Origin of the sequence: Malaciobacter marinus (assembly GCF_003544855.1) — a bacterium.
Lineage (GTDB): Bacteria > Campylobacterota > Campylobacteria > Campylobacterales > Arcobacteraceae > Malaciobacter > Malaciobacter marinus.
The window spans coordinates 299,655-323,714 of record NZ_CP032101.1 but is presented as its reverse complement, the minus strand read 5'-3'; the positions used below and the strand labels follow the sequence as shown (position 1 = coordinate 323,714).

Genomic DNA, 24,060 nt, shown 5'->3' with positions numbered 1-24,060 from the left:
AGATGATAATTTGTAACTATTTAAAGTTTTTCAATGCTTGTTGTGTTTCTCTTTGCATTGTTTTTCTTTTTAAATCTTCTCTTTTATCATGTAGCTTTTTCCCCTGTGCTGTGGCAATTAAAATTTTCACTACATTCTTTGAATTAAAGTACATTTTAAGTGGCACTAGTGTCACTCCATCTTTAGTTACTTTAGTAAACATTTTTTCAATCTCTTTTTTATTTAACAAAAGTTTTCTACTTCTTCTTTCATCGGGTCTATATGTACTATGAGTTGTACTTAAGTGCGAAATATGCATATTTAAAATAAAAACTTCGCCTTTTATAATTCGTACAAAGCTATCTTTTAAGTTTGCTCTTCCCTCACGTAAGGCTTTTACTTCACTTCCCTCAAGTACAACTCCTGCTTCATACTTATCTAAGATAAAATAATCATGAAATGCTTTTTTATTTTTAAATTCTAAATTTTTACTTTTTTCTTTTGCCATTATATTACCTTAAAAAATGAACTTCCACTTCCACTAAAAAAGCAATCTTGTTTTGCATACTCTTTTAGCTTTGGATATAGTTTTACTGCTGGCAAATATAAATCATTTGCATTTTCAAGTGAGAGTTTATTTAAAATCTCACTACTTTTCATTGATAAAAGCTTATTGCTTTTATCTTTTGAAATCTGTTTATAAAACTCATTTCTAAAACAAGTAAAAACTTTGCCTGTATGACATTTGATATCTTTTGGAGTAATAACTTCAATATTTAAAGGCTCTTCTTTAAACTCTTGAACTATTTCACCAACTCCTGTTACATTTGCACTATCATATTCATATATAAAAAAAGGAACATCTGCACCTATTTTTGCACCTATTTTTGCTAATTTCTCTTTTTTATAATATAAGTTAAAATGTTTGTTTGCCAAAGTTAAAAATGCAGCCACATTTGAACTGCCTCCACCAAGTCCCGCAAATTCTGGAATATTCTTTTCTACTTTTATACTATATACTCTAAAAAATGCGTCAATTTTTGGACAATATTTTCTCAATTGTAAAAATGCTTTATATATAGTATTATCTTCAAGTTTACACCCAAAATCACCAATTAAATTAAACTCATTTGTTTCATTATTTGGAATAAAACTAATAGTATCATAAAGATTTTTTACTCTTACAAATCTTGATACTATTTCATGATAGTTCTCTCTTTTTTGTGATATTTTTAAAAATATATTTACTTTTGCATATGATTTTATACTAACTTGCATTTATCTAATTACCTTATTTAATACATATGAAACTTTATCATTTGAAATTTCAATTATACTAAAAAACTCTTCAAACAAAATGATATATTTTCCATTATCTTTTTTTTCTAAGTTTTCAATTGGTATTTTTTTCCCATCATCTAATAACTGTTTATTTCCTGTATAATTATTAACTTCTAAATCCAAATAATCCAAAGGATTCAAATCCTTTTCATTTTGAAAATAAAATTCACCCTCATTTAATCTTTGTAAATAAGATAAAGTACCAGTAACTCCTAAATTTTTAGCAAGTATTTGAGCTAAACTTCTAATATATGAGCCCTCACTAACAGTTGCTTCAAAAGTAATAAAAGGGTGATTATATGAAATTAATTTTATATCACTAATTTTCATAACTTGTTTTTCTAATTCTACTTCAATCCCAGCTCTTGCTAGCTCATATGCTCTTTTACCATTTATTTTTTTGGCACAATATTTTGGAGGAAGATACTCAATATCTCCTTTTAATTTTTCTATTTCGTTTTGTATATCATTTATATCTAAAATTTTTTCATCTTTAATATCAATTATATTTTCAATATCCTCAGAATATGAACTAACGCCCAACCATAAAACTGCTTTATATTTTTTAGGTGTTTTCTTAAGGTATTTAAATAGTTTTGTATATTGTCCAAAAGCTACTATTAAACAACCACAAGCAAAAGGATCTAATGTTCCACTAAAACCTGCTTTTTTATTTTTATATTTTCTTTTAATTTTATTTAAATATGAGTTTGAACTAATATACATTGGTTTATTTACAACCAATAGTTTATTTAACAACTCTTTATTGTAAAGTCTTTTTTGCATTTGCTTTATTTTCCACTCAAAAAATTTTTATATTTTATTTAATAATAGTTTTTTATATTTTTTCTACAAAAGAAGAGAGTATATCTCTTATTTGTCCTGCAAAGTTTATAGTAAGTTTATACTCTTTTCCAGCTTTAACAGCTTTTTGAACTCTTCCCATTCCAAAGATTTTATGTTTTACTAAATCACCTTTTTTATATGCAGAGTTTTTTTCAAGGGTTAAACACCCTTTTATAAGGCCACTCTCACTTAAAAATCTACTTTTTGTAAGTGATGCTCTTTTACCTTTATAAAATCTTGAATGAACAAAAGATAAAGTTAAATTATCCATAGCTCTTGTCAAAGCAACATATCCAAGTCTTCTTTCTTCTTCTATATCACTTCCATCACCAATAATAGGGAAAAATCCTTCTTCAAGTCCTATTATAAATAGATGTTTATACTCAAGCCCTTTTGAAGCATGGATACTCATCATAGAAACCATCTCTTCTGTAAACTCACTATTTTCAGACTCCAATGCAATTTCATTTAAAAAGTCTTCTAAACCTAGATGTGGATTTTGAATAAAATAATCTCTAATATATCCATAAAACTCATCAATATTTGCTTGTCTATCAAATCCATCAGGAGCATTATCATAAGAACTTCTATAATCAAAAGTATCCTCAAATAAATCCAAAAATCTCATTTTTGATTCTTCTAAAGCCTCTTTTAAATCCATAATTGATGCCATAAAAACTTTTAATGTTCTTGAATTTTTCTTTCCTACTACTTGTGCTAATTCTTCTGGTTCTAACTCTTCAACTAATTGAAAAATTGGTTTTTGTGTTTGGGCTGATTTTGCATCTAGCTTTTCTATTGTTGTTTTACCAATTCCTCTTTTAGGCTTATTTACAATTCTTTTTAATGAGAAATTATCATTATTATTTGTAAGTATTCTAAAATAAGCAATCAAATCTTTAATTTCAGCTCTTTCATAAAACTTCATACCACCAACAAGTTTATATGCAACTCCTGATTTATTAAAGCCCTCTTCTAGTGATCTTGAAAGAGCATTTACTCTAAATAGTATTGCCATTTCACTTGCTCTTTCACCATTAGAAATGAGATTTTTTATATCATCAACTATTTTTCTTGTTTCTTCATTTTCATCATGTGATTCATAAACTCTTACACTATTTCCATCTTCTCTTGTACTAACTAATTTTTTCCCTAGTCTATCTCTATTGTGCTCAATTAATTGATTTGCATGATTTAAAATAGTATTAGTAGACCTATAATTTTCTTCAAGTTTTACAACTTTTGTATTTTCAAAATGATCAGTAAAATTTAGTATATTTTTAATAGTAGCCCCACGCCAACCATAAATTGATTGATCATCATCACCAACAACACATAAATTATTGTGAGTAGCACATAATTTTCTTAATAACTTGTATTGTAATTCATTTGTATCTTGATACTCATCTACCATTATATAATTATATTTTTGACTTATTTCTTCTGCTAACTTTTCATTATTACATAATATTTTATATGGTAATAAAAGTAAATCATCAAAATCAACTAAGTTATTCTTTTCTAAATAATTCTCATATTTTTCATACACATCAGCAATTTCCTGATATAGCTTTAATTGTGCAGTAGCTTTTGCTTCATTTGGAGATAATATAGAGTTTTTATATTTTGAGATTTCACTTGCAAGTAGTGGAAGAGGTAGCTCTTTGTCTATAGATCTTAGAATTCTTTTTTTATCATCAGTATCAATTATTATAAAATTATTTTTTCTTCCTAATTCACTCATATAAAATTTCAATAAAAGTAATCCAAACTTGTGAAAGGTACAAAGTAAAGGTGGTGTATGCACAATTGATGAGTCAATAAGTGAAAATGCTCTTTCTCTCATCTCTGTTGCTGCTTTATTTGTAAAAGTCAAAGTTAATATAGAAGCAGGGTCAATTCCTATTGAGATAAGATATGCTAATCGCGTGGTAATAGTTTTTGTTTTACCCGAACCTGCACCTGCTAAAATAAGTAATGCACCATCGATATGTTGAGCTGCATTTTTTTGTGAATCGTTTAATGATAATAAAAAATTTTCCGACATTTCTTCTCCAATAATTCTAGATTATATCATAATTTAGTTAAATTAACTTTTTACTTAATTTATTTATTTATAAACAAATGTTATTATTATCATAAAGAATTATAAAGGTAAAAAAATAATGCTAACTGATTTTGCAAAAATAGAGACGTTTTTAACTGTTGTAAGGGAAAAATCATTCTCAAAAGCTTCAGCAAAACTTGGTATTTCTCAACCTGCAGTGACACAACAAATGAAGTATATCGAAGAGTATTTAGATGTTCAAATTGTTGATAGAAAGAAAAATGGAATAAGGCTTACAAAAGAGGGGCAAATGTTATATTCAATTGCTCAAAAAATTGAAAGATGTGTAACAAATGCAGAAAAAGAATTACTAAAAATCATGAATAAGGATGTAACTTTTGTATTTGGTGCTTCATTTATCATAGGAAATTATATATTACCTAAATTTTTGAACAATTTAAAAGAAAACATAAATAATGATGTTTCAATAAATGTTTCAGTATCACATAAAGCAATTGAAGATTTACTAGACAAAAAAATAGATATGGCTTTGGTTGAGAACTATATTCCTGATGAAAATATAATCTATAGAGAATGGATGGAAGATGAAATTGTAATATTCTCAAATCAACCACTACCTCCAAAAGCTAAAGCAAAAGATCTATTATCATACAAATGGGTTTGTAGAAATCCAGATTCACATACTAGACTTATATTTAAAGAGTCTTTAGATAAAGCGAACTATCCAGATTGTGATACATTTAATGTGACAAGTGAAGTTACAAGTGCAACAACTATTGTTCAAACAGTATTACACTCAAATAAAGATGAAGAACCAACAGTTTCAGTAGTATCAAGAAAAGCTATTGAATCACTTCTTAAAGCTGATGCATTATATGAATCAAGAGTAGGAAATCAAAAAATGGTTAGAAAACTATATATTGCCTATAGAAAAGATAGAAAACACGATGCTTTCATCGAAAATGTAGTTGATTATCTACTAAAGATAAAATAAGCTTAGGAAACTCTTCCTAGCTTTTAATATACAAATCCTTCTTTTAGTAAAGCTTCTCTAATTTTAAACATTTGTTTATGTTTATTCTTACACCAACTAGGTGAAAGTAAAGTGTTATCATCAATTCCTGCAGTTACCCTTTGAATTGATATATTATTTGGTAGTTTTTTTATAGATTTGACAACTGTATCAATATATAAATCTTCACTAATTGGAGTAAATTTTCCCTTTTTATACTTTGCTGTTAAAAGAGTATTTTTCACCACATACAAAGGATGAAATTTTATAGAATCAACTTCTAAACGTATTGTTTCATCAAGTGTATTAAGCATCATATCTTGTGTTTCACCTGGAAGCCCATATATTAAGTGACCACAAACATTTAAACCTTTTTCTTTAGTTCTTTTTATCCAATACTTCATATTCTCACTTGAATCACCTCTATTTATTTCATCAAGAGTTTCATTATAAAATGATTGTATTCCATACTCAATCCAAATCTCTTTATCTTTTGCTAAACTTACCAAATAATCAAGTATTTCATCAGTTACACAATCAGTTCTTGTTCCAATTGAAAGTCCAATTACATTCTCATAGCTTAAAGCTTTAGAATATAAAGCTTTTAATGTTTCAAGAGGAGCGTAAGTATTTGTAAAAGATTGGAAATATACTATAAATTTTTTTGCATTAAATTTATTTTCTAATCTTTGTTTTGTTGCATTAAATTGCATATCAAGCTGTTTTAATTGATTTTGCAAGTATGGATTTTCTTCAACATTTGGATTTAATTTAAATTTAGGTTTTTTTTCTTGTAAATTTGGAGAAAAAGAGTCATTCTCACAAAAAGAACACCCTCCTTTAGCTACAGTTCCATCAATATTAGGACATGTAAATCCAGAAATTGAAATTGGTACTTTATAAATTGTTTCATTAAACTTTTGTCTAAAATATCTTCCTATTGTTAAAACTTCTTTTATATTACTCATTATTTTGTTACGAAATAGTCTCCATCAAAGCTTTCAAGGGCATAATTCCTATCATCTCCAATTGATTTTTTTAAATCATCAATTGAAAGATATTCTAGTGAATCCGCTTGAATATATTCACAAATTTCATCTTTTGTCATCTTATAAGAGATTAACTCTTCTTGATTTGGTGTATCAATACCATAATAACAAGGGAACTTAATCTCAGGGCTTGCAACTCTAAAATGAACCTCTTTTGCTCCTGCGTCTTTTAACATTTTTACAATTCTTTTTGAAGTTGTTCCTCTTACAACTGAATCATCAATAACAAGTAAAGATTTACCTTTGATTAATGATTTCATAGGAGAGAGTTTCATTCTAACTTTTAAATTTCTCATCTCTTGTGTTGGCTCAATAAAAGTTCTTCCAACATAATGATTTCGTATTATTCCATATTCAAATGGTATTTTACTTTCTGAGGCATAACCAAGTGCTGCTGGTACTCCTGAATCAGGAACTGGTACTACCATATCAGCTTTAAAATCTTTATTTTTATCATTTTGCGCAAGTGTTTTACCCATATTTTGTCTAGTTGTATAAACATTTTTTCCATCAATATCTGAATCAGGTCTTGCAAAATATACATATTCAAAAGCACAAGGTCTAAATATAGGCTCAAATAGCTGAATTGATTCAGGTTCACTAGTTTTTTCACTAAAAACTAACATTTCACCTGGTCTTACATCTCTAATAAATTCTGCATCTACTAAATCAAACGCACAAGTTTCACTAGCAACAATATATCCACCTGATTTTAATTTCCCTAAAGATAAAGGTCTGATTCCATACCTATCTCTTATTACAAACTGTTTTGATCTTGATTGAACAATAAAACAGTAAGCACCAATAGTTTTATTTAGTGCCTCTTTAATTCTATCTCTTAATCTATTTTCACTACTTTTTGCAATAAGATGAATTAAATTTTCAGTATCCATTCCTGTTTGAAAAATTGCACCATTATTAGTCAATTCTTCTCTTACTTCATTTTTATTAATCAAGTTACCATTATGAACTATAGACATCTCACCTAGCTTGTATTTTGCAAATACAGGTTGTGCATCTAAAATAGAATCACCTCCAGCTGTTGAGTATCTATTATGACCTATTGCCATGTTACCTTTTAATATTTTTAAAGCATCATCATCAAAAACCTCTGATACTAAACCTCTATTTTTAATTGTATGGATTTTCCCATTAATTGAAGAAGATATACCTGTTGCTTCTTGACCTCTATGTTGCATAGCAAAAAGAGCTATGGAAGCAAGTCTTGCTGCATTATCATTATCGTAAATTCCCACTATTGCACACATTTATTTAACCTTACTAAAAGAGAAAAGTGAACTTGATGCGCTATGAAATTTCTTTTCTCTTTTAAATTTGAATTTTGTTTTTTGATTTTATAGACCTAAAGCGTCATTGATTGAGTATAAACTTGGTTCTTTATTTACAAGCCATTTAGCAACTTTTATCGCACCTTTTGAAAAAGTATTTCTTGCAGTTGCAGTATGATGAAGTTCTATAAACTCTCCATCATTATAAAGTCCAACAGTGTGACGTCCAACTATATCACCACCTCTTAAACTCATAACTCCGATTTCATCTTTTGTTCTAGCTCCGATATCTCCATCTCTTCCTGAGACTCTAACCTTATCTAAATCCAAATCTCTAGCACGTGCTGCATGTTCTGCTAATGTTAAAGCCGTTCCAGATGGAGAATCTACTTTATATCTATGATGTTGTTCAACAATTTCAATATCAAAATCACTTAATGTTTTTGAAGCTAAAGAAACAAGTTTATTTAAAACAGCAACACCTAAACTCATATTTGTTGAATATAAAATTGGAACTAGTTTACTAGCCTCAATTAGTAAGTTTTGTTGATGTTTAGAAAAACCTGTTGTTGCGATAACTAAAGGTTTTCTAACATTATTATCTATTACTTGTGTTAACAATTCTTCTGTAGCACTAGGTGCAGAAAAATCAATTACTACATCAACACTATCCATCAAAACTTTCATATCATTTGTTACAATAACATCACTAGGCACATCTTTTTCTAACTTATCAAATACATGAATACCAGCAAGTTGCACCTCACTATCTTTTTTTAAATCATCAATTAGAAGTGTTCCAACTCTTCCTGTACTTCCAACAATACCAACTTTTAACATCTTTCCCCTCTTATCCTAAAAATTCAATAATATCAACAGCAGCAGTAGCACCATCACCAGCAGCACAAACCACTTGTTTAGCAGCATCAATTCTAACATCACCAGCAGCATATAAACCAGGTAATGAAGTTTTCATTTTTAAATCAACAATAACCTCACCTTGCTTGTTTGTTTCACATATAAATGTTCCATCTTCATTCTTTATTGGCTCATTTAATACATCTCTTCCTACAAATACAAATACTCCTGGTACAGCTAAGTCTTTGATACTTCCATCAATCTTACTTTTTACTTTTAATCCTGTAACTCCTGACATATCTCCATATACTTCTTCTACATCTACATTTGTTACTTCTTCTATATTTTTTGTATTTTTCATATGCTCTATTGTTGTAGGTGCTGCTCTATATGTATCTCTTCTATGTACTACATATACTTTTGAACATATCTTTGATAAGTATACTGCTTCTTCTAATGCTGAATCTCCTCCACCAATAACTGCTACTTCTTTTCCTTTATAAAAAAATCCATCACAAGTAGCACAAGTTGATATCCCTCTTCCAAAGAACTCATTTTCACCTTTAAATCCAGCACGTCTTGGAACTGAACCTGTTGCTAATAAAACAGCTTTAGCTTCATATGTATTTCCATCTTCTGTAGTTAATGTAAAAATATCATTATTTTTAACAACTGATGTTGTTTTTTTCATTTCATGTTTTAAACCAAACTTCATTGCTTGTTCTGGCCATGTTTGCATCAAATCTAATCCTGACATTACTTTTTCTTGTCCTGGATAGTTCTCTATTTCTGAACTTCCTGTGATTTGTCCTCCTGGCATCCCCATCTCAAACATTACTACATCTTTTAATCCACCTCTTGTGGCGTATAATCCAGCTGTTAATCCTGCTGGCCCTCCACCTATTATCGCTAAATCTAACATGTGTAAATTCCTTTATTGTATTAAAGAAGAATCATACAGTAAAAACATTAAGCACTAGGTTAATCAAATAACCCTAATTTATTTACTTAAGTTTATTAATTTTGATTATTAAATAGTTGAATTCTTTCTTAAATTTAATATATATTTTGCTATTTTATAAAGTTTAAAAGGAGTAAAAAGTTTATGGAAACATTAGAAAATATAATTTCTGCAATCTCCTCATTTGTATGGGGTGTTCCTATGTTAACACTACTTATAGGAACAGGATTATATCTTACAATTAAGTTAAGAGGTATGCAGTTTTGGGCATTAGGGCATGCTTTAAAACTAATTTTTGTAAAAGAAAAGAGTGCAAAAGGTGATATTTCACACTTTTCAGCACTAACAACAGCTCTTGCAGCTACAGTTGGAATTGGAAATATTGTTGGTGTAGCAACTGCAATTACTTTTGGTGGGCCAGGAGCTGTATTTTGGATGTGGGTAACAGGACTTGTTGGTATGGCAACAAAATATTCAGAAGCAATATTAGCTGTTAAATATAGAGAAAAAGGGAAACACGGTTATAAAGGTGGTCCTATGTATTATATTGCAAAAGGTGCAAATATGCCAAAATTAGGCGCTGCATTTGCTCTTTTTACAGTATTAGCATCATTTGGTATTGGAAACATGACCCAGTCAAATGCAGTAGCAAATGCACTTTTAACACAGTTTTCTGTTCCTACATGGATTACAGGTATAACACTTTTAACAATTACATCATTTGTAATATTAGGAGGAATTAAATCAATTGGAAAAACTACTGCTTTTTTAATTCCTTTTATGATTGCAATTTATTTAACAGCAGCTTTCATAATTATATTTACAAATTTAGATAAAGTTGCAGATGCATTTGGTTTGATTTTTTATCATGCATTTAATCCAATTGCAGCAGGTGGTGGATTTGCAGGTGCTGCTGTTGCTGCTGCTATTAGATATGGTCTTGCAAGGGGAGTATTTTCAAATGAATCAGGTTTAGGTTCTGCTCCAATTGCTGCTGCTGCTGCTAAAACAAACGACCCAGTAAAACAAGCTTTGGTATCTATGACGCAAACATTTATTGATACACTTATAGTTTGTACAACAACTGCTGTTATTATTCTTATGGCTCCTGCTTGGCAAGAAGGTGTTGGTGCTGGAGAGTTAACACTTAAAAGTTTTGAATTTTTCTTAGGAGATACAGGTGCAATTGTAATTGTTGTTGCAACTATTTTATTTGGTTATTCAACAATACTTGGTTGGTCTTATTATGGGGAAAGAGCATTTGAGTATCTTTTAGGACATAAAGTAATAAAACTATATAGAATTGTTTTTATTAGTTTTATTTTAGTTGGAGCTATGCTTAAACTTGAGCTTGTATGGAATTTCTCAGATCTTGCAAATGGGCTTATGGCAATTCCTAACTTAGTAGGATTATTACTATTATCAAATATCATCTCTTCTGAAACAAAAAGATATTTTAAAGAAGATAAAATATAAGAGGTTTTCCTCTTGTATTATTAAATAAATTTTGCCTCTTTATTTAAAGAGTAACCCATTCCTTTTACAATCACAATACTATCAATTGGGATTTTCTTTCTTAATCTTTTTATCATGGCTCTTATATTTGTAAGGTTTGTTTCTTCACCTTCCCAAACATAATTTACAATTTCATCATAACTTGCAACATGATGTAAATCTTGAGAAAAAAGTTCTAAAAATAAAATCTCTTTTTTTGTTAAAAAAACCTCAATACCATTTATATAAAGTTTTTGCTGTTTAATATCAAATATTGTATTTGAAGTAAGTTCATACTTTGAAGAAGTAGGACTACAAAGCTTTTTTACTTTTTGAATCAATTCAAAAATATAAAATGGTTTTTTTATATAATCATCACAACCCATTTTATATGATTTTTCTATTTTTTCTAAATCATGATTTGAACTAATAATTAATACAGGGATATCTTTATGGTTCATTCTTATATACTCTAAGATTGTTATCCCATCAATTGAAGGAACATTTATATCAAGAATAAAACATTTGTATCCATTTTCTAAGTTTTCTAAAGCTTCTTGACCATTATCAAAACAATCTACAACAAAGTCCTCTTTGTTTAAAGAGCTTTTTATTAACTTCAAAAGCCTTAAGTTATCTTCAAGTACGAGTATTTTCATAGTTTTGCTCCAATATAATAGTAAAACAAGCACCTACTTTAGTATTTTTCACTTGTATTTTACCGTTCATTTTATCTTCAATAATAACTTTAGTCATATATAGCCCAATTCCACTTCCATCTTCTTTAGTTGAATAATATGGATTAAAGATATTTTCCATATCTTTTTCATTTATTCCACCTGCATTATCTTTTATAGTTATAAGTAATTTATCTTGATCATTAAAAATTTCAATATTTACATTTCTATTATTAAAATCTTTTTTAACTAACTCATCTTTTGCATTATTTATTATATTTAATAAACTTTGCATAAACTCATTTCTATAACCATAAACCATAACATTTGTGTTTGTTTTTAAATTTATATTTATTTTTATGTAATTAAATCTAATATTATGCTCAACTATTTTTAAAAGAGAACTTATTGCTTCATGAACATCAAAAATTGTTTTTTTATTTGATGGCTTTATAAAATCTTGAAAATCATTTATTGTATCATTCATATATTTTACTTGTGTCATGATATCTTTTACATAAGATTCACTCTCTTTATTATTATCTTCATTTGTATAAAAACTCTCTTGTGCAATTGTTGTAATTTCAACTAAAGGTGCTTTCCACTGATGTGCAATTGCTGAGAATATCTCTCCAATCTCTGCTAGTTTTGACTGTTGTATTAAAAACTCTTGATTTCTCTCTTTTTCTTGTTCAATCTCTTTTTCTTTTGTTATATCTGTAAGTATTGTTACAAGTCCAGAATTTTCTGATTTTTCATCTTTATATTTTGCTTGTTTTATTAAATATACTCTTTTTTTACCATCTTTTATCTCAAAATTAAAGTGGGAATTATTTTCTGGTTTTTTTGAATAGTTTTCTAAAGCAAGTAAAAGATTACCTACTCTTTTTATCCCTCTTAATTTTCTTAATGAACTAAGATATAGATTTTCTTGTGATATTCCAATCATAGAGCTAAACTTAGTATTAAAATCAACAATTCTTCCATCTTTGTTTTGCCAAAATATTGGACTTTCAATTGCATTTAATAAGGTTTCATCAAAATCTATTCTCTCTTTTAATAATTTTTCTGTTTTTCTTCTTGAGTATATATTATGAAGTAAGCCAATAACAAGTAAAACCAATAAAGGAAAAAGCAAAAAAAGTATTTCTAAAAAAGTTCTATGTTTTTCAAAAAAATCCAATGGCTTATTTACTATTTCATAGTTATTATAGTAGTAATATGGATTTATTTTATATTCACCTAGCTTTAAACTATCAAACTTATAATCATAAGCTATACTTTTTCTAACCATAAAGTCTATTTTATTATCTAATATATCTAAAGCAACTTGACCTGTTTCTTGTCCAAGTTTTACAATGGGAACTAATTTTCCTCCAACTATTCCCTTTTTTAGAAAAAGATCATCTGTTGCAAAAACTGCTAGTTTACTTGAATTTAGGAACCTTGCTATTTCACTATCTTTATTTAAATTTTTTTTCTCATTTTCATAGAACTTCACAAAAAATATGGCTTCATTTAGTTTTTTTACACTAAATTCATCACTTAATTTCTTTAATGTTGAATATTGAATATATTCAACTTCAAATCTTTTGTTCATTTGTTTAAATGCTTTTTCTACATATATATTTGTTTTTTCACTACTTAAAGAATCATTTATAATATATAACTTTTTTAATTTTGGGATAACTTTACTTATAAATTTAATATTATCTGTTATGTCTCTTCTTGAAAGTATTGCATGAACTCTATTTTGTAAATTATATTTTTCTAGTTTTGATTTATCAAACTCTTCAATTCCACTATAAACAATTTGTTCATTTTTAAAAAGTTTATTATAGTTTTTAATTGCAAAATCATATGCAAATTTATCTATTGCAATTATCAAATCATACTGACGTCTTTTTAGTTGTAAGGAGTATAAATCAACCAACTTTTTTAAATATAGTTTTGAGTTAACTCTTTTATAATCCATATATAAAACATTTATATCTACTTCACCTCTTTTATAAAAACTCTGTTCAATTCCTTTAATAATATTATCACTGTATAAGAAACCTCTGTGATAAGAGTTTAAAATAAGTACATTTTTTTCAAATTGTGCAAAAGCAAAGGTATTAAATAGAATAAAAAAAAGAAGTAATAATTTTTTATATTTCACTTTTTCCCTAGATTTAAGAAGTCACTCTTAGGGAAATTCCCTAAGAATATTATTTATATTAGTGAGTTAATTTTGTCAGAAAGTGCTTGTTTAGAAGAAGCACCAACCATTTGATCTACAATTTCACCATCTTTCATAAAGATAATTGTAGGAATAGATCTGATTCCATATTTAACTGCTAAGTCTTGTTGCTCATCAGTGTTTACTTTACAAATGTTTGCTTTTCCATCAAACTCTTCACCTAACTCTTCAATTACTGGTGCTAGCATTCTACAAGGTCCACACCATGGTGCCCAGAAATCTACTAATGATACACCATTTGCTACTGTGCTCTCAAAGTTCTCTTGTGTTAATTCAATATATTTTCCCATATAATTCCCCTAAGATCTAATATTTAAGTGCAATAATTATACTAAGCTAAACTTAAATAAAAGTTGTACTAATCTTCTATAAATTTTTATTTGGGTAAAATATAAACTTTAATTTAACAATGGGTAATTTCATGGATGTAAGAAAAGAGTATTTAGAATTTTTTAAAAATAAAGGACATGAAGTGGTTTCTAGCATGCCACTTGTTCCAGATGATCCTACACTATTATTTACAAATGCTGGTATGGTGCAATTTAAAGATGTTTTTACAGGTGCAATTCCAACACCAAAGAATAAAACTGCAACAAGTTGTCAATTATGTGTAAGAGCTGGTGGTAAACACAATGACTTAGAAAATGTTGGATATACAGCAAGACATCATACTTTATTTGAGATGCTTGGAAACTTCTCTTTTGGAGATTACTTCAAAAAAGATGCAATTGCGTATGCTTGGGAATTTATAACAATAAACTTAGCTTTACCAAAAGAAAAACTATGGGTTACTATTCATAATAGTGATGATGAAGCTTTTGAACTTTGGAAAGAGCATATAAGTGAAGATAGAATCAAAAGATTTGGAGATAAAGACAACTTTTGGTCAATGGGTGATACAGGACCTTGTGGTCCTTGTTCTGAAATCTTCTATGATCAAGGTGAAGAAAACTTCAACAGTGAGGAAGACTACTTAGGTGGTGAGGGTGATAGATTTTTAGAGATATGGAATCTTGTATTTATGCAATATGAAAGAGATGCAAGTGGAAAAACAACTCCTCTTCCAAAACCATCTATTGATACAGGTATGGGACTTGAAAGAGTTGTAGCTATTAAAGAGGGTAAATTTAATAACTTTGATTCTTCACTTTTTACACCAATTATAAATAATATACAAAATTTAGCAACAAAAGAGTTATCAAAAGATAACATTGGAAGTTTTAGAGTAATTGCTGATCATTTAAGAGCTGTATGTTTTATGATTAGTCAAGGTATCTTATTTGATAAAGAAGGTAGAGGTTATGTTTTAAGACGAATTTTAAGACGTGCTGTAAGACATGGTTATCTTCTTGGATTTAGAAAACCATTCATGGCTAAATTAGTTGATACTTTAGACTCAATTGTTGGTTCTCATTATATTGATATAAGAGAGAAAAAAGAGTATATAAAAGAACAAATTACTTTAGAAGAAGATAGATTCTTTAAAACAATTGAATCAGGTATGAGTCTATTTGAAGAAGAGCTAAAAAATACTAAAGATAATTTTTCTGCAGAAGTAGCATTCAAACTTTACGATACTTTTGGATTTCCATTAGATTTAACACAAGATATGTTACGAGATAAGAATCTAAGTGTAGATATTCAAAAATTTGATGAACTAATGACAAAACAAAGAAATAAAGCCAAAGCAGCATGGAAAGGTAGTGGAGACAGCCTAAATGAAGGTGATTTCAAAAATCTACTTGAAAAATATGGGAAAAATGAGTTTATAGGGCATAGCTCAACAACTTGTAATTCAAAAATTGTAAGTTTATTAGATGAAAACTTTAAAGAAGTAAATAGCTTAGAAATAGGTCAAACAGGTTGGGTGATGCTTGATAAAACACCTTTTTACGCACAATCTGGTGGACAAGCTGGTGATATTGGAGTAATTGAAGACCAAAGTCACATTGCAGAAGTTTTAGATACTAAAAAATTCTTTGATTTAAATCTTTCACAAGTAAAAGTTGCAAATAAAAACTTAATTATTGGTGAAAAAGTTGATGGGGTAGTTGTAAATAGATATGAGGTTGCAAAACATCATAGTGCAACCCACCTTTTACAAACAGCACTTAAAATGGTTCTTGGTGAAAATGTAGCACAAGCTGGTTCTTTAAATGATGCTTCAAGATTAAGATTTGACTTTACATATCCAAAAGCTATGAATAATGAGCAAATAAAAGAAGTTGAAGATTTAGTAAACTCTATGATTGTTAGAGGGATTAAATCAAATATTGAAGAACTGCCAATAAAAGAAGCAAAACTAAAAGGTGCAATTGCTATGTTTGGTGAAAAATATGGTGATATTGTAAGAGTTGTTGATTTTGGTGGTGTAAGTGTTGAATTTTGTGGGGGAACTCATGTAAAAAATAGTTCTGATATTGGAAGCTTTTATATTATTAAAGAGTCAGGTGTTAGTGCAGGTGTTAGAAGAATAGAAGCCGTTTGTGGTGTTGCTGCAATTAACTATACAAATGAGATTATTCAAAAATATGAAGAAGTTCAAAATGAAGTAAAAAATATTGATGCAGCACTTGGAGTTAAAAAACTAAAAGATCAAATTAAACAACTAAAAAAAGAGTTAGAAGAGTCTCAAAGCTCATCAAATTCAGCAATAAATGAAGAAGTTATTGGTGATACTAAAGTTGTTGTTGATATTGTTAAAAATGGTGATATTAAAAAAATAGTTGATGATTTAAAAAATGCAAATGATAAACTTGCAGTTTTACTTTTACAAGCAAAAGGCGATAAAGTAATGATGGTAGCTGGAAGTAAAAACACTCCTGTTAAAGCAGGTGATTGGATAAAACATGTTGCTCCTATTGTTGGTGGAGGTGGAGGTGGAAGACCTGACTTTGCACAAGCTGGAGGAAAAGATGTTTCAAAAATAGATCAAGCTTTAGAAAAAGCTTTAGAGTTTGTGAAAGCTAATTTATAATGTTAACACTATTTGAAAATAATCTTGCATTTCTTATATTTTTACATGTATTAAGTGCAGTAGTTTGGGTAGGAGGAATGATAGCAATAAGGTTTGCTATTCATTACTCTATGCAAGGAATTCAAGAACCAAAGATTAGGTTAGAAAGAACATTAGAGAATTTAAAAAGATTTTTTAATATGGTAATTCCTACTATTTTAATACTTTTAATTACAGCAATTATAATGATTTTAATTTTAGGATTCAAAGGAACAAACTTATATTCTGTTGTAATAGCTAAAGAGATTATTTGGACAATTATGAGTATTGTTTTTATTACTATATATGTAAAAAGAAATAAGGCACAAAAACTATTTGATGAGGGTGATTTTACAGGATGTAAAAAACAACTTTTACCAATAGCAAAATATTTTATACCATTAAATATATTTTTGGGACTTATTGCTATTTATCTAGGAGTTACACTTAGAGGATTTTAATTCTCTAAAACTCTTTGGATTTTCCAAAAATGCTTTTTAAAATAAACATTATCTAAAGTTGATATAATCACACCTTTTTTTCTAGACACATGGATAAATCTTCCATCATCTAAATAAATTCCAACATGTCTACTATTTTTTCCTGTTTTAAAAAATACCAAATCACCAACTTTCGCTTCTTTTTTTGATACTTTCTTACCAACTCTTGATTGATAATATGTTGTACGTGGAATTTTTACATTTAACTTCGATTTAAAAGTTCTTTGAATAAAGGCTGAACAATCAATTCCATTTTTAGAGTTTCCTCCATATCTATATTTTACACCTTTCCATTCATGATATTGAGAAAGTAATGCTTTTGCTATCTCACTCTTTTGTGGTTCATACTCTTTTTTTATACTAATAGTATTAGTATTGTTTGAACTGTTAAATAAATTTTTTGCACTTTGCAAAGATAAAGAACAGCCACTAAATAGTAAAGGTAAAGTTAAAATCAAATATTTTTTAGCTTTTTTCATATTCTCTTCTTAAAGTATTTAAAAAAATTATATCAAAATCCTCCATATAAAACTATCATAATAGGAATATACACTATTGAAAATATGGTACTTAATAAAACCGTAAAAGTAGCTTTTTCAGGTTTTATTCCATTTATAATAGCTAAAGTAACTCCATTATTTGCAATAGGAACAATTGAGAATAAAAACATTACTTTATAAATATCTTCATCATTTATAAAATGTATTATTGTTTTATCTATATATATAAATAAAATAACCATTCCTGGCCAATATACATATTTAAAAAAGAAGTTTAAAAAGATAAATTTTTTATCTAAATCCTCACTCTTTTTTAATCCAACTAATCCCATACCTAAAATCATCATCCCCAAAATCCCATATACACCTTTAAATTGTGAAGTATATACAAATAACTCTTCTGGTATTTTTACGCCAAATAAGTTACATAAAAGTCCAAGAATAAAAGCATAAACAACTGGTAATCTAAAAACCTTTATTAATGATTCTCTAACAGTAAAATTACTTTTTGCAGTTATATAAAACCCTGTTGTATTTCCATAAAAAATAAATGCTAATTGAACAAAAATATAAATATCTGCAATATGAGGTTCAAAAAATAAAACAGCCAAAGGAATACCAAAATAGCCTGCATTTCCTGTTCCTGCATTAAAAGCTAAAATATTTGAAGTAGCATCACTCCAATGCTTTTTAAAAATATTATAAACAATAATTGCAGTAAAAGAACAAAATAGATAAAAAAATATTGGCATAATTGCCAAGCTAAAATCTATTTTTACACTAATAGTTGAAGAAAAAACCACAACAGGAGTTATTATATAAATAATCAATTTTGCAATTGATTCTTTTTTTACTTCTAAAATCTTTACACTTAAATAGCCAAGTAATATATTTATATACAAAGGCGTAATTTTCAATAATAATATAAAAAACAGACTCATTTAATCTAAATACCTATTGCTTTCTCTAGAAAAGTAAGAGTAAAAGTTTGCCATTTTTACCAAACTTTTATCATAATTTTCTAAAAATCTTTTTTTATTTATATACTCACTTTTATAAGAGTGCTTATATTTACTTATTAGCTCTTTTGAAAGTCTACCCTCATAATCCAAGATAAACTTTGAACTATTAACACCATAAACAAAAATAAGATTTACATAAGAGTTATTGTTTATTAAATATGTAGTAAACTCATATGTATCAAAATCATACTGCTCTACAATTTTCATACTTTTTATTTTAAGTGTTTGTTTAAATAGTTCTTCAAAAAAACCTCTTTCAAATCCATTCCAGCTACAATTGTTATCTAAGTTTATATACTCAATAAATAGTTTTCCATACTCTTTATCATTTACATTTGATATATATGAAAAATTTGCACAAGGGTGAAAAGTAGCAATAGTTTTGCTATTCTTTAAATCTAAGGTTTTCTTTGGCAATTTTATATTATTTATGTTAAAACTAATACATCCACTTACAAAAAATGATACAAATATAAATAAATATAATTTCTTCATCTTAAAACCCTCCATAAAGTGCCAAAACAACTGGTATATAAATCACAGATATTAAAGTACTTAAAAGTACAGTAAAACTCGCTTTTTCAGGTTTGGCTTTTAATAAAATAGCTAAAGTTACTGTATTTCCTGCTAAAGGTACAATTGACATTAAAAATAATACTTTATAAATATCTTCGTTTAAAAAATTGAAAAATGTTTTATCAGCAAAAATAATTATTAACATAGCCAAAGGCCAAAATACAAATTTATATAAATAGGCTACTTTCATATACTTTTTATCAAAATCTTCTTCTAAGTTAAACCCTTTTAATCCCATACCAAGCATCATCATTCCAAGTATACCATATGCCCATTTTAAATTTTCAAAATATGGAATTACAAAATCTGGAGTATTTACTCCATTCAAATTCAATATAATTCCTAAAATAAAAGCATACACTAAAGGAAGTCTTAATATCTTTTTAATAGATTCTATTGCTGTAAAATTTCCTTTTGCAGTAACATAAAATCCAACTGTATTTTCATATAATAAAGAAGCCAAAGTTACAAAAATAAATATATTTACAACTTGAGGTTCTAGTAAAATCATAGCTAAAGGAATTCCAAAATATCCAGTATTACCTGTACCACAAGTAAAAGCTAAAGTATTAATACTTGAATCAGTCCAATATTTTTTATACCTAATAAGAATATAAAAAGCAATGGCACTTCCAAATAAAAATATAAATATTGGTAAAAAAGCTATTTGAATATTGATTTGTATGGACATAGTTGCAAAAAATATTACAATTGGGCCTAAAATATACACTAATAAAAATGCAATAATATCTCTTCTTACTTTAAAATACTTAGCAAGGAAATATCCAATAATAATATTTAAGTATAAAGGAAAAATCTTTCCAAGGAGAATAAAAAATAAGTACATAACTTTCCTTAAAATCTGAAAGATAATACTATAGCTAAAATGAATTTAATAAGGCATAATAATTTTTTTATTTTGAAGTTGTTATAAAAAGAATAAGGAAGTAAATGTGATAATAAAAATCATGGAGAGGGAGAAAAATCCAGAATAAGTTTATAATAATTACACTATGTTTATATATTTTTGTAGTAACAAATATACTTCACATTTACTTCTTATGCGGGAATTATAATAAATTTAGATGACTTTAGTATGACTTTTGACCCTCTTTTGAAAAAATTTAAAACTTTTTTTCAAATACTATTTTTTCAACCTTAATTTATTATATTGCAAATGTAAAACTGTTGCTATTGTTCTAGTATATGGTGCATCTAAACCTTGTTTTTCACAGTTTCTTATAACCACTCCACAAATATCATCAAGTTCTAAATCTCTATTATTTTTTTTATCTACCCACATTGAGGGAACTATTGATTCAAATTCTTTCATAAGCTCAAACATCTCATCAACATCACTTTCAGATATATTTACTTTTACTGCATGGGATGCTTGCCCTGCTTCTTTCATCAAATTATAAACTAAAATTGAAGTTTCATCTTTATTTATTAAAGTACCAGACTTTTCTTCAAGTAATGTACATATTGCATTTACACCATTATTTATAATCAATTTTTTCCATAATTCTAATTTTATATTATTAGTTAAAATTGTTGTAGTATTTGCATTGTCAAGTTCTATTTTTAATTTTTCTAAAAACTCTTGTGAATGTTTTGTTGGCTTTATACTTCCAAGTATAGTTTGCACTTCTCCAACTGCTTCAACAAAACCTTGTTTTATTATATGAACAGCAATTAATCTTGTAAGTCCTCCAATTATAAACTCTTTTGGTAGATAATTTGCCATTTTATCTTCATTTTCTACCCCATTTTGCAAAGAGATAAAATATGGAATTTTATTTTCATTTTTTATCCATAATGATAATTTTTCACTTACTTCATTTGTACTCATAGATTTTGTTGCAATAAATACAGCATCTATACTATTAACATCAATTGATTTTAATTCATCTATTGATATTACATCTAAATAATCTTCAAAAATAAAATCTGGATGAGTAAGTTTTAATTTGTTATTTTTTAAGTAATTTAGATTTTCACCTCTTGCTACAAACTTTACATTATGTCCTTGCATAAGTAATTTAACTCCATAAAAAGAACCGACTCCACCTGCACCTATAATAATAAAATTCATTTTTAATCCTATATCAATATTTTAAAATATATTATATACAAATTGAGTATAATTAAAATAAAAAGGGATTATTTTGATAAGACTTGGTTCAAATTCACCAACAAGAGCACTAATTTTAAAAAACTTTGGTATTGATTTTATTCAAAGTGGTGGAGAGTTTGATGAAGATAGCATAACAACAACAAATCCTAAGTCATTTTGTTATGAAGCAACTAAAGGTAAATTTGATGAATTATACAAAAAATATACAGTTAAAGAGTTACCCTTATTAGTTGCTGATAGTGTTGTTACATGCGACAATAAACTTTTAAGAAAAGCAAAAAATCTTGAAGATGCAAGAAGAATGTTAAATTTGCAAAGTCAAAATAGTACTACTATAATTACATGTATGATTTATAAATCTTTAAATCTTGAACTTATTGATATCTCTTCAACTACTTATGAATTTGATAAATTTGATGAAAAACATATACAAGAGTACATAAACTCAGGTGAATGTATGGGGAAAGCTGGAGCTATTATGGTTGAGGGGTTTTGTAAACCATACATTAAAAGTGTTAAAGGTTATGAATCAACAGCAATGGGACTTTGTGTAGAAAAGTTAAAACCATTTTTATAAAGGATAAATTGTGCCACATTTAAAATTCGAAATAAACAAAAAAGTATCAGATGATATAAAAAAAGAGTTTATTTTAAAAATAGAAGATGCTTTTTCAGAAGTTATGGATACAGATAAAGGACATATTGCAATCTCAATAAATGAAGTTGGAAAATATGATATTAGTATTGGAAGAGCTGTTGATGGTGATGACATATGTTTAATGAGTTTAGATATTAGGCATGGAAGAACAATAGAACAAAGAAGAGAGTTAGCCTTGAGATTTATGGCTATTGTAAATGAACTTTTTAAAGTTGACAATAGAAATCAATATTTAACTTATACAAAACATGATGGGGAAGATTTTCATCTAATTGAAAGGTATCTTCCCTCATGGACACTAAATGAAGACTTTTTAGCTTAAGCCTTGTTCTTTATGCATTTTTTTAGCTACTGTTATAGAGTTAAAAAGAGATGGCAAAAGAATCAAAGATACAGGAACAGCAGTTATTACAATAAATGATTGTAAGGCTGTGATTCCTCCTGAACCAACAGAAATTAAAATTATTGCTAAAGCCCCCATAAGTACTCCCCAAAAAACTCTTAAGTAAGCATTTGGTTCTGTACTTCCACTTACAACTACACTCATTGTATATGTCATTGAGTCACCTGTAGTTATAATAAAGATAGTCGTTAAAACTAAAAAAAGTATTGAAATAATCAAAGGGAAAGGAAGATTTTGTGTAATAGCAAGAAGTGCAGCTGGTAAATTGAAACCTTTAAACGCTTCACTAATTACTCCAGGTTCTGCAATTTCATATGATAAACCAGCTCCACCTACAATTGTAAACCAAAACATTGTTACAAGTGGTGCTATAAAAGATACTGCTAAAATTAACTCTTTTATACTTCTTCCTCTACTTATTCTTGCAATAAATATAGCCATCATTGGACCATAACCTATAAACCAACCCCAAAAGAAAACTGTCCACCAACCAAGCCAAGAAGTATCAGCTCTATATGTTGCAATTGGTATAAAATTATTAATCATATTACCAACACCTTGAATATAACTATTAATAATAAAATTTGTTGGACCTAGAATAATAATAAATGCCACTAAAAAAAGAGCTAAATATACATTATATCTACTAAGTATTTGAATACCTTTTGTTAGTCCACTAAGAGCAGATAAAGTATAAACAATAATTGCAAATACAATAATACTAGATTGAGTTAAGAAACTATTTGGTATATCAAATAATTCATGTAAGGAATATGAAATTTGTAAACCTAAAAAACCTATTGGACCTATTGTTCCAGCCGCAACTGCAATAATACAAAAACCATCTACTATTGATCCAAATTTTCCATGTATAACTTTTTCTTTAAATACAAAATAAAGAAGTGTTCTAGGTTTTAAAGGTAAACCTTTTTCATAGTGTAAATACATCAATACAATTGAAGTTAATGTTCCTAAAATTGCCCAAGCTAAAAATCCCCAGTGTACAAAAGATTGAGATAATGCATTAATAGCTTTTTGAAAGTTTGAATCAGTTTGTTCAAATATTGGAGGTGGTGTTATAAAATGTGCAATTGGTTCCCCTGCTGCCCAAAAAACACCTCCTCCTGCTAGAAGAGTACAAAGTATAATTGCTATCCACTGAAATGTACTCATTTCTGGATTATTTAACTTTCCTAAAATCACACTTCCTGTTTTAGAAAAAGCTAAATATACACCAATTAAAAAAGTTAAAAGTAATAAAACTTGCCAATATGCTCCAAAAACTTTTGAAGACCAAGCAAATCCATCATTTACTAAAGTTGATAATAGTTTTGCATCAATAAATGATATTAAAACAAATGATACTAAAAATAGCGTACTAAAAAGCAAAGTGATTTTATCTATTTTTTCTGTGTTTTGTAGATTTTGTTTGTTTACATCCACAAGTTACCCT

At 27.7% G+C, this 24,060-nt stretch carries 23 protein-coding genes; 6 read left to right on the top strand and 17 right to left on the bottom strand.

Annotated features, from left to right (window positions below):
- Window positions 1-16 precede the first annotated feature (16 nt).
- Genes smpB through AMRN_RS01625 form a run of 4 tightly spaced genes read right to left on the bottom strand, consistent with a single transcriptional unit; the run spans window position 17 to window position 4,213 of the window.
- Window positions 17-487 carry an SsrA-binding protein SmpB gene (gene smpB, locus AMRN_RS01640; protein ID WP_118897339.1) on the bottom strand — a complete coding sequence of 157 codons (471 nt, stop codon included), beginning with the start codon at window positions 485-487 and terminating at the stop codon, window positions 17-19.
- Window positions 487-1,257, bottom strand: a complete 771-nt coding sequence (locus AMRN_RS01635; protein WP_099310738.1) for a 4-(cytidine 5'-diphospho)-2-C-methyl-D-erythritol kinase — start codon at window positions 1,255-1,257, stop codon at window positions 487-489. Before AMRN_RS01635 ends, smpB begins: the two co-directional genes overlap by 1 nt.
- A complete protein-coding gene (gene truB / locus AMRN_RS01630) occupies window positions 1,258-2,106 on the bottom strand; it encodes a tRNA pseudouridine(55) synthase TruB (protein ID WP_099310739.1) in 849 nt (282 codons plus the stop codon).
- Window positions 2,107-2,158: 52 nt separating this feature from the next.
- Complete coding sequence (locus tag AMRN_RS01625; RefSeq protein WP_099310740.1) at window positions 2,159-4,213, bottom strand: ATP-dependent helicase; 2,055 nt, start codon at window positions 4,211-4,213, stop codon at window positions 2,159-2,161.
- Between the two features lie 118 nt (window positions 4,214-4,331).
- Here AMRN_RS01625 and AMRN_RS01620 point away from each other — a divergent pair, with 118 nt between their 5' ends.
- Window positions 4,332-5,228, top strand: coding sequence for a LysR family transcriptional regulator (locus AMRN_RS01620; protein WP_099310741.1), 897 nt, complete (start codon window positions 4,332-4,334; stop codon window positions 5,226-5,228).
- A gap of 23 nt (window positions 5,229-5,251) precedes the next feature.
- On the opposite strand, the gene mnmL is transcribed toward AMRN_RS01620, so the two are convergent.
- The 4 genes from mnmL to trxB all read right to left on the bottom strand — a co-directional run bounded on the left by mnmL (window position 5,252) and on the right by trxB (window position 9,364).
- Window positions 5,252-6,214: a tRNA modification radical SAM protein MnmL/YtqA gene (mnmL, locus tag AMRN_RS01615; RefSeq protein ID WP_099310742.1), complete on the bottom strand. Its 963-nt coding sequence runs from the start codon at window positions 6,212-6,214 to the stop codon at window positions 5,252-5,254.
- Window positions 6,214-7,563 (bottom strand): amidophosphoribosyltransferase, encoded by a 1,350-nt coding sequence (purF, locus tag AMRN_RS01610; protein WP_099310743.1) that lies wholly within the window; start codon window positions 7,561-7,563, stop codon window positions 6,214-6,216. The genes mnmL and purF overlap by 1 nt, the downstream gene beginning before the upstream one ends.
- A gap of 87 nt (window positions 7,564-7,650) precedes the next feature.
- Complete coding sequence (dapB, locus tag AMRN_RS01605) at window positions 7,651-8,424, bottom strand: 4-hydroxy-tetrahydrodipicolinate reductase (RefSeq protein ID WP_099310744.1); 774 nt, start codon at window positions 8,422-8,424, stop codon at window positions 7,651-7,653.
- Between the two features lie 10 nt (window positions 8,425-8,434).
- Window positions 8,435-9,364 (bottom strand): thioredoxin-disulfide reductase, encoded by a 930-nt coding sequence (trxB, locus tag AMRN_RS01600; RefSeq protein WP_099312698.1) that lies wholly within the window; start codon window positions 9,362-9,364, stop codon window positions 8,435-8,437.
- 183 nt (window positions 9,365-9,547) lie between these two features.
- Here trxB and AMRN_RS01595 point away from each other — a divergent pair, with 183 nt between their 5' ends.
- Complete coding sequence (locus AMRN_RS01595) at window positions 9,548-10,879, top strand: alanine/glycine:cation symporter family protein (RefSeq protein WP_099312728.1); 1,332 nt, start codon at window positions 9,548-9,550, stop codon at window positions 10,877-10,879.
- A gap of 20 nt (window positions 10,880-10,899) precedes the next feature.
- On the opposite strand, the gene AMRN_RS01590 is transcribed toward AMRN_RS01595, so the two are convergent.
- The 3 genes from AMRN_RS01590 to trxA are packed head-to-tail and all read right to left on the bottom strand — an operon-like array spanning window position 10,900 to window position 14,106.
- The gene (locus AMRN_RS01590; RefSeq protein ID WP_099312730.1) at window positions 10,900-11,556 is read right to left on the bottom strand and encodes a response regulator transcription factor; all 657 of its coding nucleotides are present in this window, start codon (window positions 11,554-11,556) and stop codon (window positions 10,900-10,902) included.
- Window positions 11,537-13,735 carry a sensor histidine kinase gene (locus AMRN_RS01585; RefSeq protein ID WP_099312732.1) on the bottom strand — a complete coding sequence of 733 codons (2,199 nt, stop codon included), beginning with the start codon at window positions 13,733-13,735 and terminating at the stop codon, window positions 11,537-11,539. Before AMRN_RS01585 ends, AMRN_RS01590 begins: the two co-directional genes overlap by 20 nt.
- A gap of 53 nt (window positions 13,736-13,788) precedes the next feature.
- On the bottom strand, window positions 13,789-14,106 hold the full coding sequence (gene trxA / locus AMRN_RS01580; protein WP_079579765.1) for a thioredoxin: 318 nt from the start codon (window positions 14,104-14,106) through the stop codon (window positions 13,789-13,791).
- 131 nt (window positions 14,107-14,237) lie between these two features.
- On the opposite strand from trxA, the gene alaS reads away from it, so the two are divergent.
- On the top strand, window positions 14,238-16,793 hold the full coding sequence (alaS, locus tag AMRN_RS01575) for an alanine--tRNA ligase (protein WP_099312246.1): 2,556 nt from the start codon (window positions 14,238-14,240) through the stop codon (window positions 16,791-16,793).
- Window positions 16,793-17,272 (top strand): hypothetical protein, encoded by a 480-nt coding sequence (locus AMRN_RS01570; RefSeq protein WP_099312248.1) that lies wholly within the window; start codon window positions 16,793-16,795, stop codon window positions 17,270-17,272. The genes alaS and AMRN_RS01570 overlap by 1 nt, the downstream gene beginning before the upstream one ends.
- Here AMRN_RS01570 and AMRN_RS01565 read toward each other — a convergent pair.
- The 5 genes from AMRN_RS01565 to AMRN_RS01545 all read right to left on the bottom strand — a co-directional run bounded on the left by AMRN_RS01565 (window position 17,269) and on the right by AMRN_RS01545 (window position 21,504).
- Window positions 17,269-17,790 (bottom strand): NlpC/P60 family protein, encoded by a 522-nt coding sequence (locus tag AMRN_RS01565; RefSeq protein WP_099312250.1) that lies wholly within the window; start codon window positions 17,788-17,790, stop codon window positions 17,269-17,271. The two genes, AMRN_RS01570 and AMRN_RS01565, sit on opposite strands and share 4 nt — an antisense overlap.
- Before the next feature lie 32 nt (window positions 17,791-17,822).
- The gene (locus AMRN_RS01560) at window positions 17,823-18,713 is read right to left on the bottom strand and encodes an AEC family transporter (protein WP_228199134.1); all 891 of its coding nucleotides are present in this window, start codon (window positions 18,711-18,713) and stop codon (window positions 17,823-17,825) included.
- A gap of 39 nt (window positions 18,714-18,752) precedes the next feature.
- A complete protein-coding gene (locus tag AMRN_RS01555; protein ID WP_099312254.1) occupies window positions 18,753-19,328 on the bottom strand; it encodes a hypothetical protein in 576 nt (191 codons plus the stop codon).
- Window position 19,329: 1 nt separating this feature from the next.
- Entirely contained in the window at window positions 19,330-20,256 is a 927-nt protein-coding gene (locus tag AMRN_RS01550) for an AEC family transporter (RefSeq protein WP_099312256.1), read from the bottom strand.
- A 297-nt stretch (window positions 20,257-20,553) separates the two neighbouring features.
- Complete coding sequence (locus tag AMRN_RS01545; protein WP_099312258.1) at window positions 20,554-21,504, bottom strand: ketopantoate reductase family protein; 951 nt, start codon at window positions 21,502-21,504, stop codon at window positions 20,554-20,556.
- A gap of 73 nt (window positions 21,505-21,577) precedes the next feature.
- Here AMRN_RS01545 and maf point away from each other — a divergent pair, with 73 nt between their 5' ends.
- Both maf and AMRN_RS01535 read left to right on the top strand, forming a co-directional pair.
- Window positions 21,578-22,123, top strand: a complete 546-nt coding sequence (gene maf / locus AMRN_RS01540) for a septum formation inhibitor Maf (RefSeq protein WP_099312260.1) — start codon at window positions 21,578-21,580, stop codon at window positions 22,121-22,123.
- A gap of 10 nt (window positions 22,124-22,133) precedes the next feature.
- On the top strand, window positions 22,134-22,526 hold the full coding sequence (locus AMRN_RS01535) for a tautomerase family protein (protein WP_099312262.1): 393 nt from the start codon (window positions 22,134-22,136) through the stop codon (window positions 22,524-22,526).
- Here AMRN_RS01535 and AMRN_RS01530 read toward each other — a convergent pair.
- Window positions 22,518-24,050: a BCCT family transporter gene (locus AMRN_RS01530; protein WP_099312264.1), complete on the bottom strand. Its 1,533-nt coding sequence runs from the start codon at window positions 24,048-24,050 to the stop codon at window positions 22,518-22,520. The two genes, AMRN_RS01535 and AMRN_RS01530, sit on opposite strands and share 9 nt — an antisense overlap.
- Window positions 24,051-24,060 lie beyond the last annotated feature (10 nt).

Bases quoted from the DNA above. Each gene is read 5' to 3' on its own strand.
- dapB (WP_099310744.1), bottom strand. From the start codon at position 8,424: ATGTTAAAAGTTGGTATTGTTGGAAGTACAGGAAGAGTTGGAACACTT.
- truB (WP_099310739.1), bottom strand. From the start codon at position 2,106: ATGCAAAAAAGACTTTACAATAAAGAGTTGTTAAATAAACTATTGGTT.
- AMRN_RS01635 (WP_099310738.1), bottom strand. From the start codon at position 1,257: ATGCAAGTTAGTATAAAATCATATGCAAAAGTAAATATATTTTTAAAA.
- AMRN_RS01595 (WP_099312728.1), top strand. From the start codon at position 9,548: ATGGAAACATTAGAAAATATAATTTCTGCAATCTCCTCATTTGTATGG.
- AMRN_RS01590 (WP_099312730.1), bottom strand. From the start codon at position 11,556: ATGAAAATACTCGTACTTGAAGATAACTTAAGGCTTTTGAAGTTAATA.
- AMRN_RS01620 (WP_099310741.1), top strand. From the start codon at position 4,332: ATGCTAACTGATTTTGCAAAAATAGAGACGTTTTTAACTGTTGTAAGG.
- alaS (WP_099312246.1), top strand. From the start codon at position 14,238: ATGGATGTAAGAAAAGAGTATTTAGAATTTTTTAAAAATAAAGGACAT.
- AMRN_RS01625 (WP_099310740.1), bottom strand. From the start codon at position 4,213: ATGTCGGAAAATTTTTTATTATCATTAAACGATTCACAAAAAAATGCA.
- AMRN_RS01545 (WP_099312258.1), bottom strand. From the start codon at position 21,504: ATGAATTTTATTATTATAGGTGCAGGTGGAGTCGGTTCTTTTTATGGA.
- mnmL (WP_099310742.1), bottom strand. From the start codon at position 6,214: ATGAGTAATATAAAAGAAGTTTTAACAATAGGAAGATATTTTAGACAA.
- AMRN_RS01550 (WP_099312256.1), bottom strand. From the start codon at position 20,256: ATGTACTTATTTTTTATTCTCCTTGGAAAGATTTTTCCTTTATACTTA.
- AMRN_RS01565 (WP_099312250.1), bottom strand. From the start codon at position 17,790: ATGAAAAAAGCTAAAAAATATTTGATTTTAACTTTACCTTTACTATTT.
- AMRN_RS01570 (WP_099312248.1), top strand. From the start codon at position 16,793: ATGTTAACACTATTTGAAAATAATCTTGCATTTCTTATATTTTTACAT.
- purF (WP_099310743.1), bottom strand. From the start codon at position 7,563: ATGTGTGCAATAGTGGGAATTTACGATAATGATAATGCAGCAAGACTT.
- AMRN_RS01555 (WP_099312254.1), bottom strand. From the start codon at position 19,328: ATGAAGAAATTATATTTATTTATATTTGTATCATTTTTTGTAAGTGGA.
- trxA (WP_079579765.1), bottom strand. From the start codon at position 14,106: ATGGGAAAATATATTGAATTAACACAAGAGAACTTTGAGAGCACAGTA.
- smpB (WP_118897339.1), bottom strand. From the start codon at position 487: ATGGCAAAAGAAAAAAGTAAAAATTTAGAATTTAAAAATAAAAAAGCA.
- trxB (WP_099312698.1), bottom strand. From the start codon at position 9,364: ATGTTAGATTTAGCGATAATAGGTGGAGGGCCAGCAGGATTAACAGCT.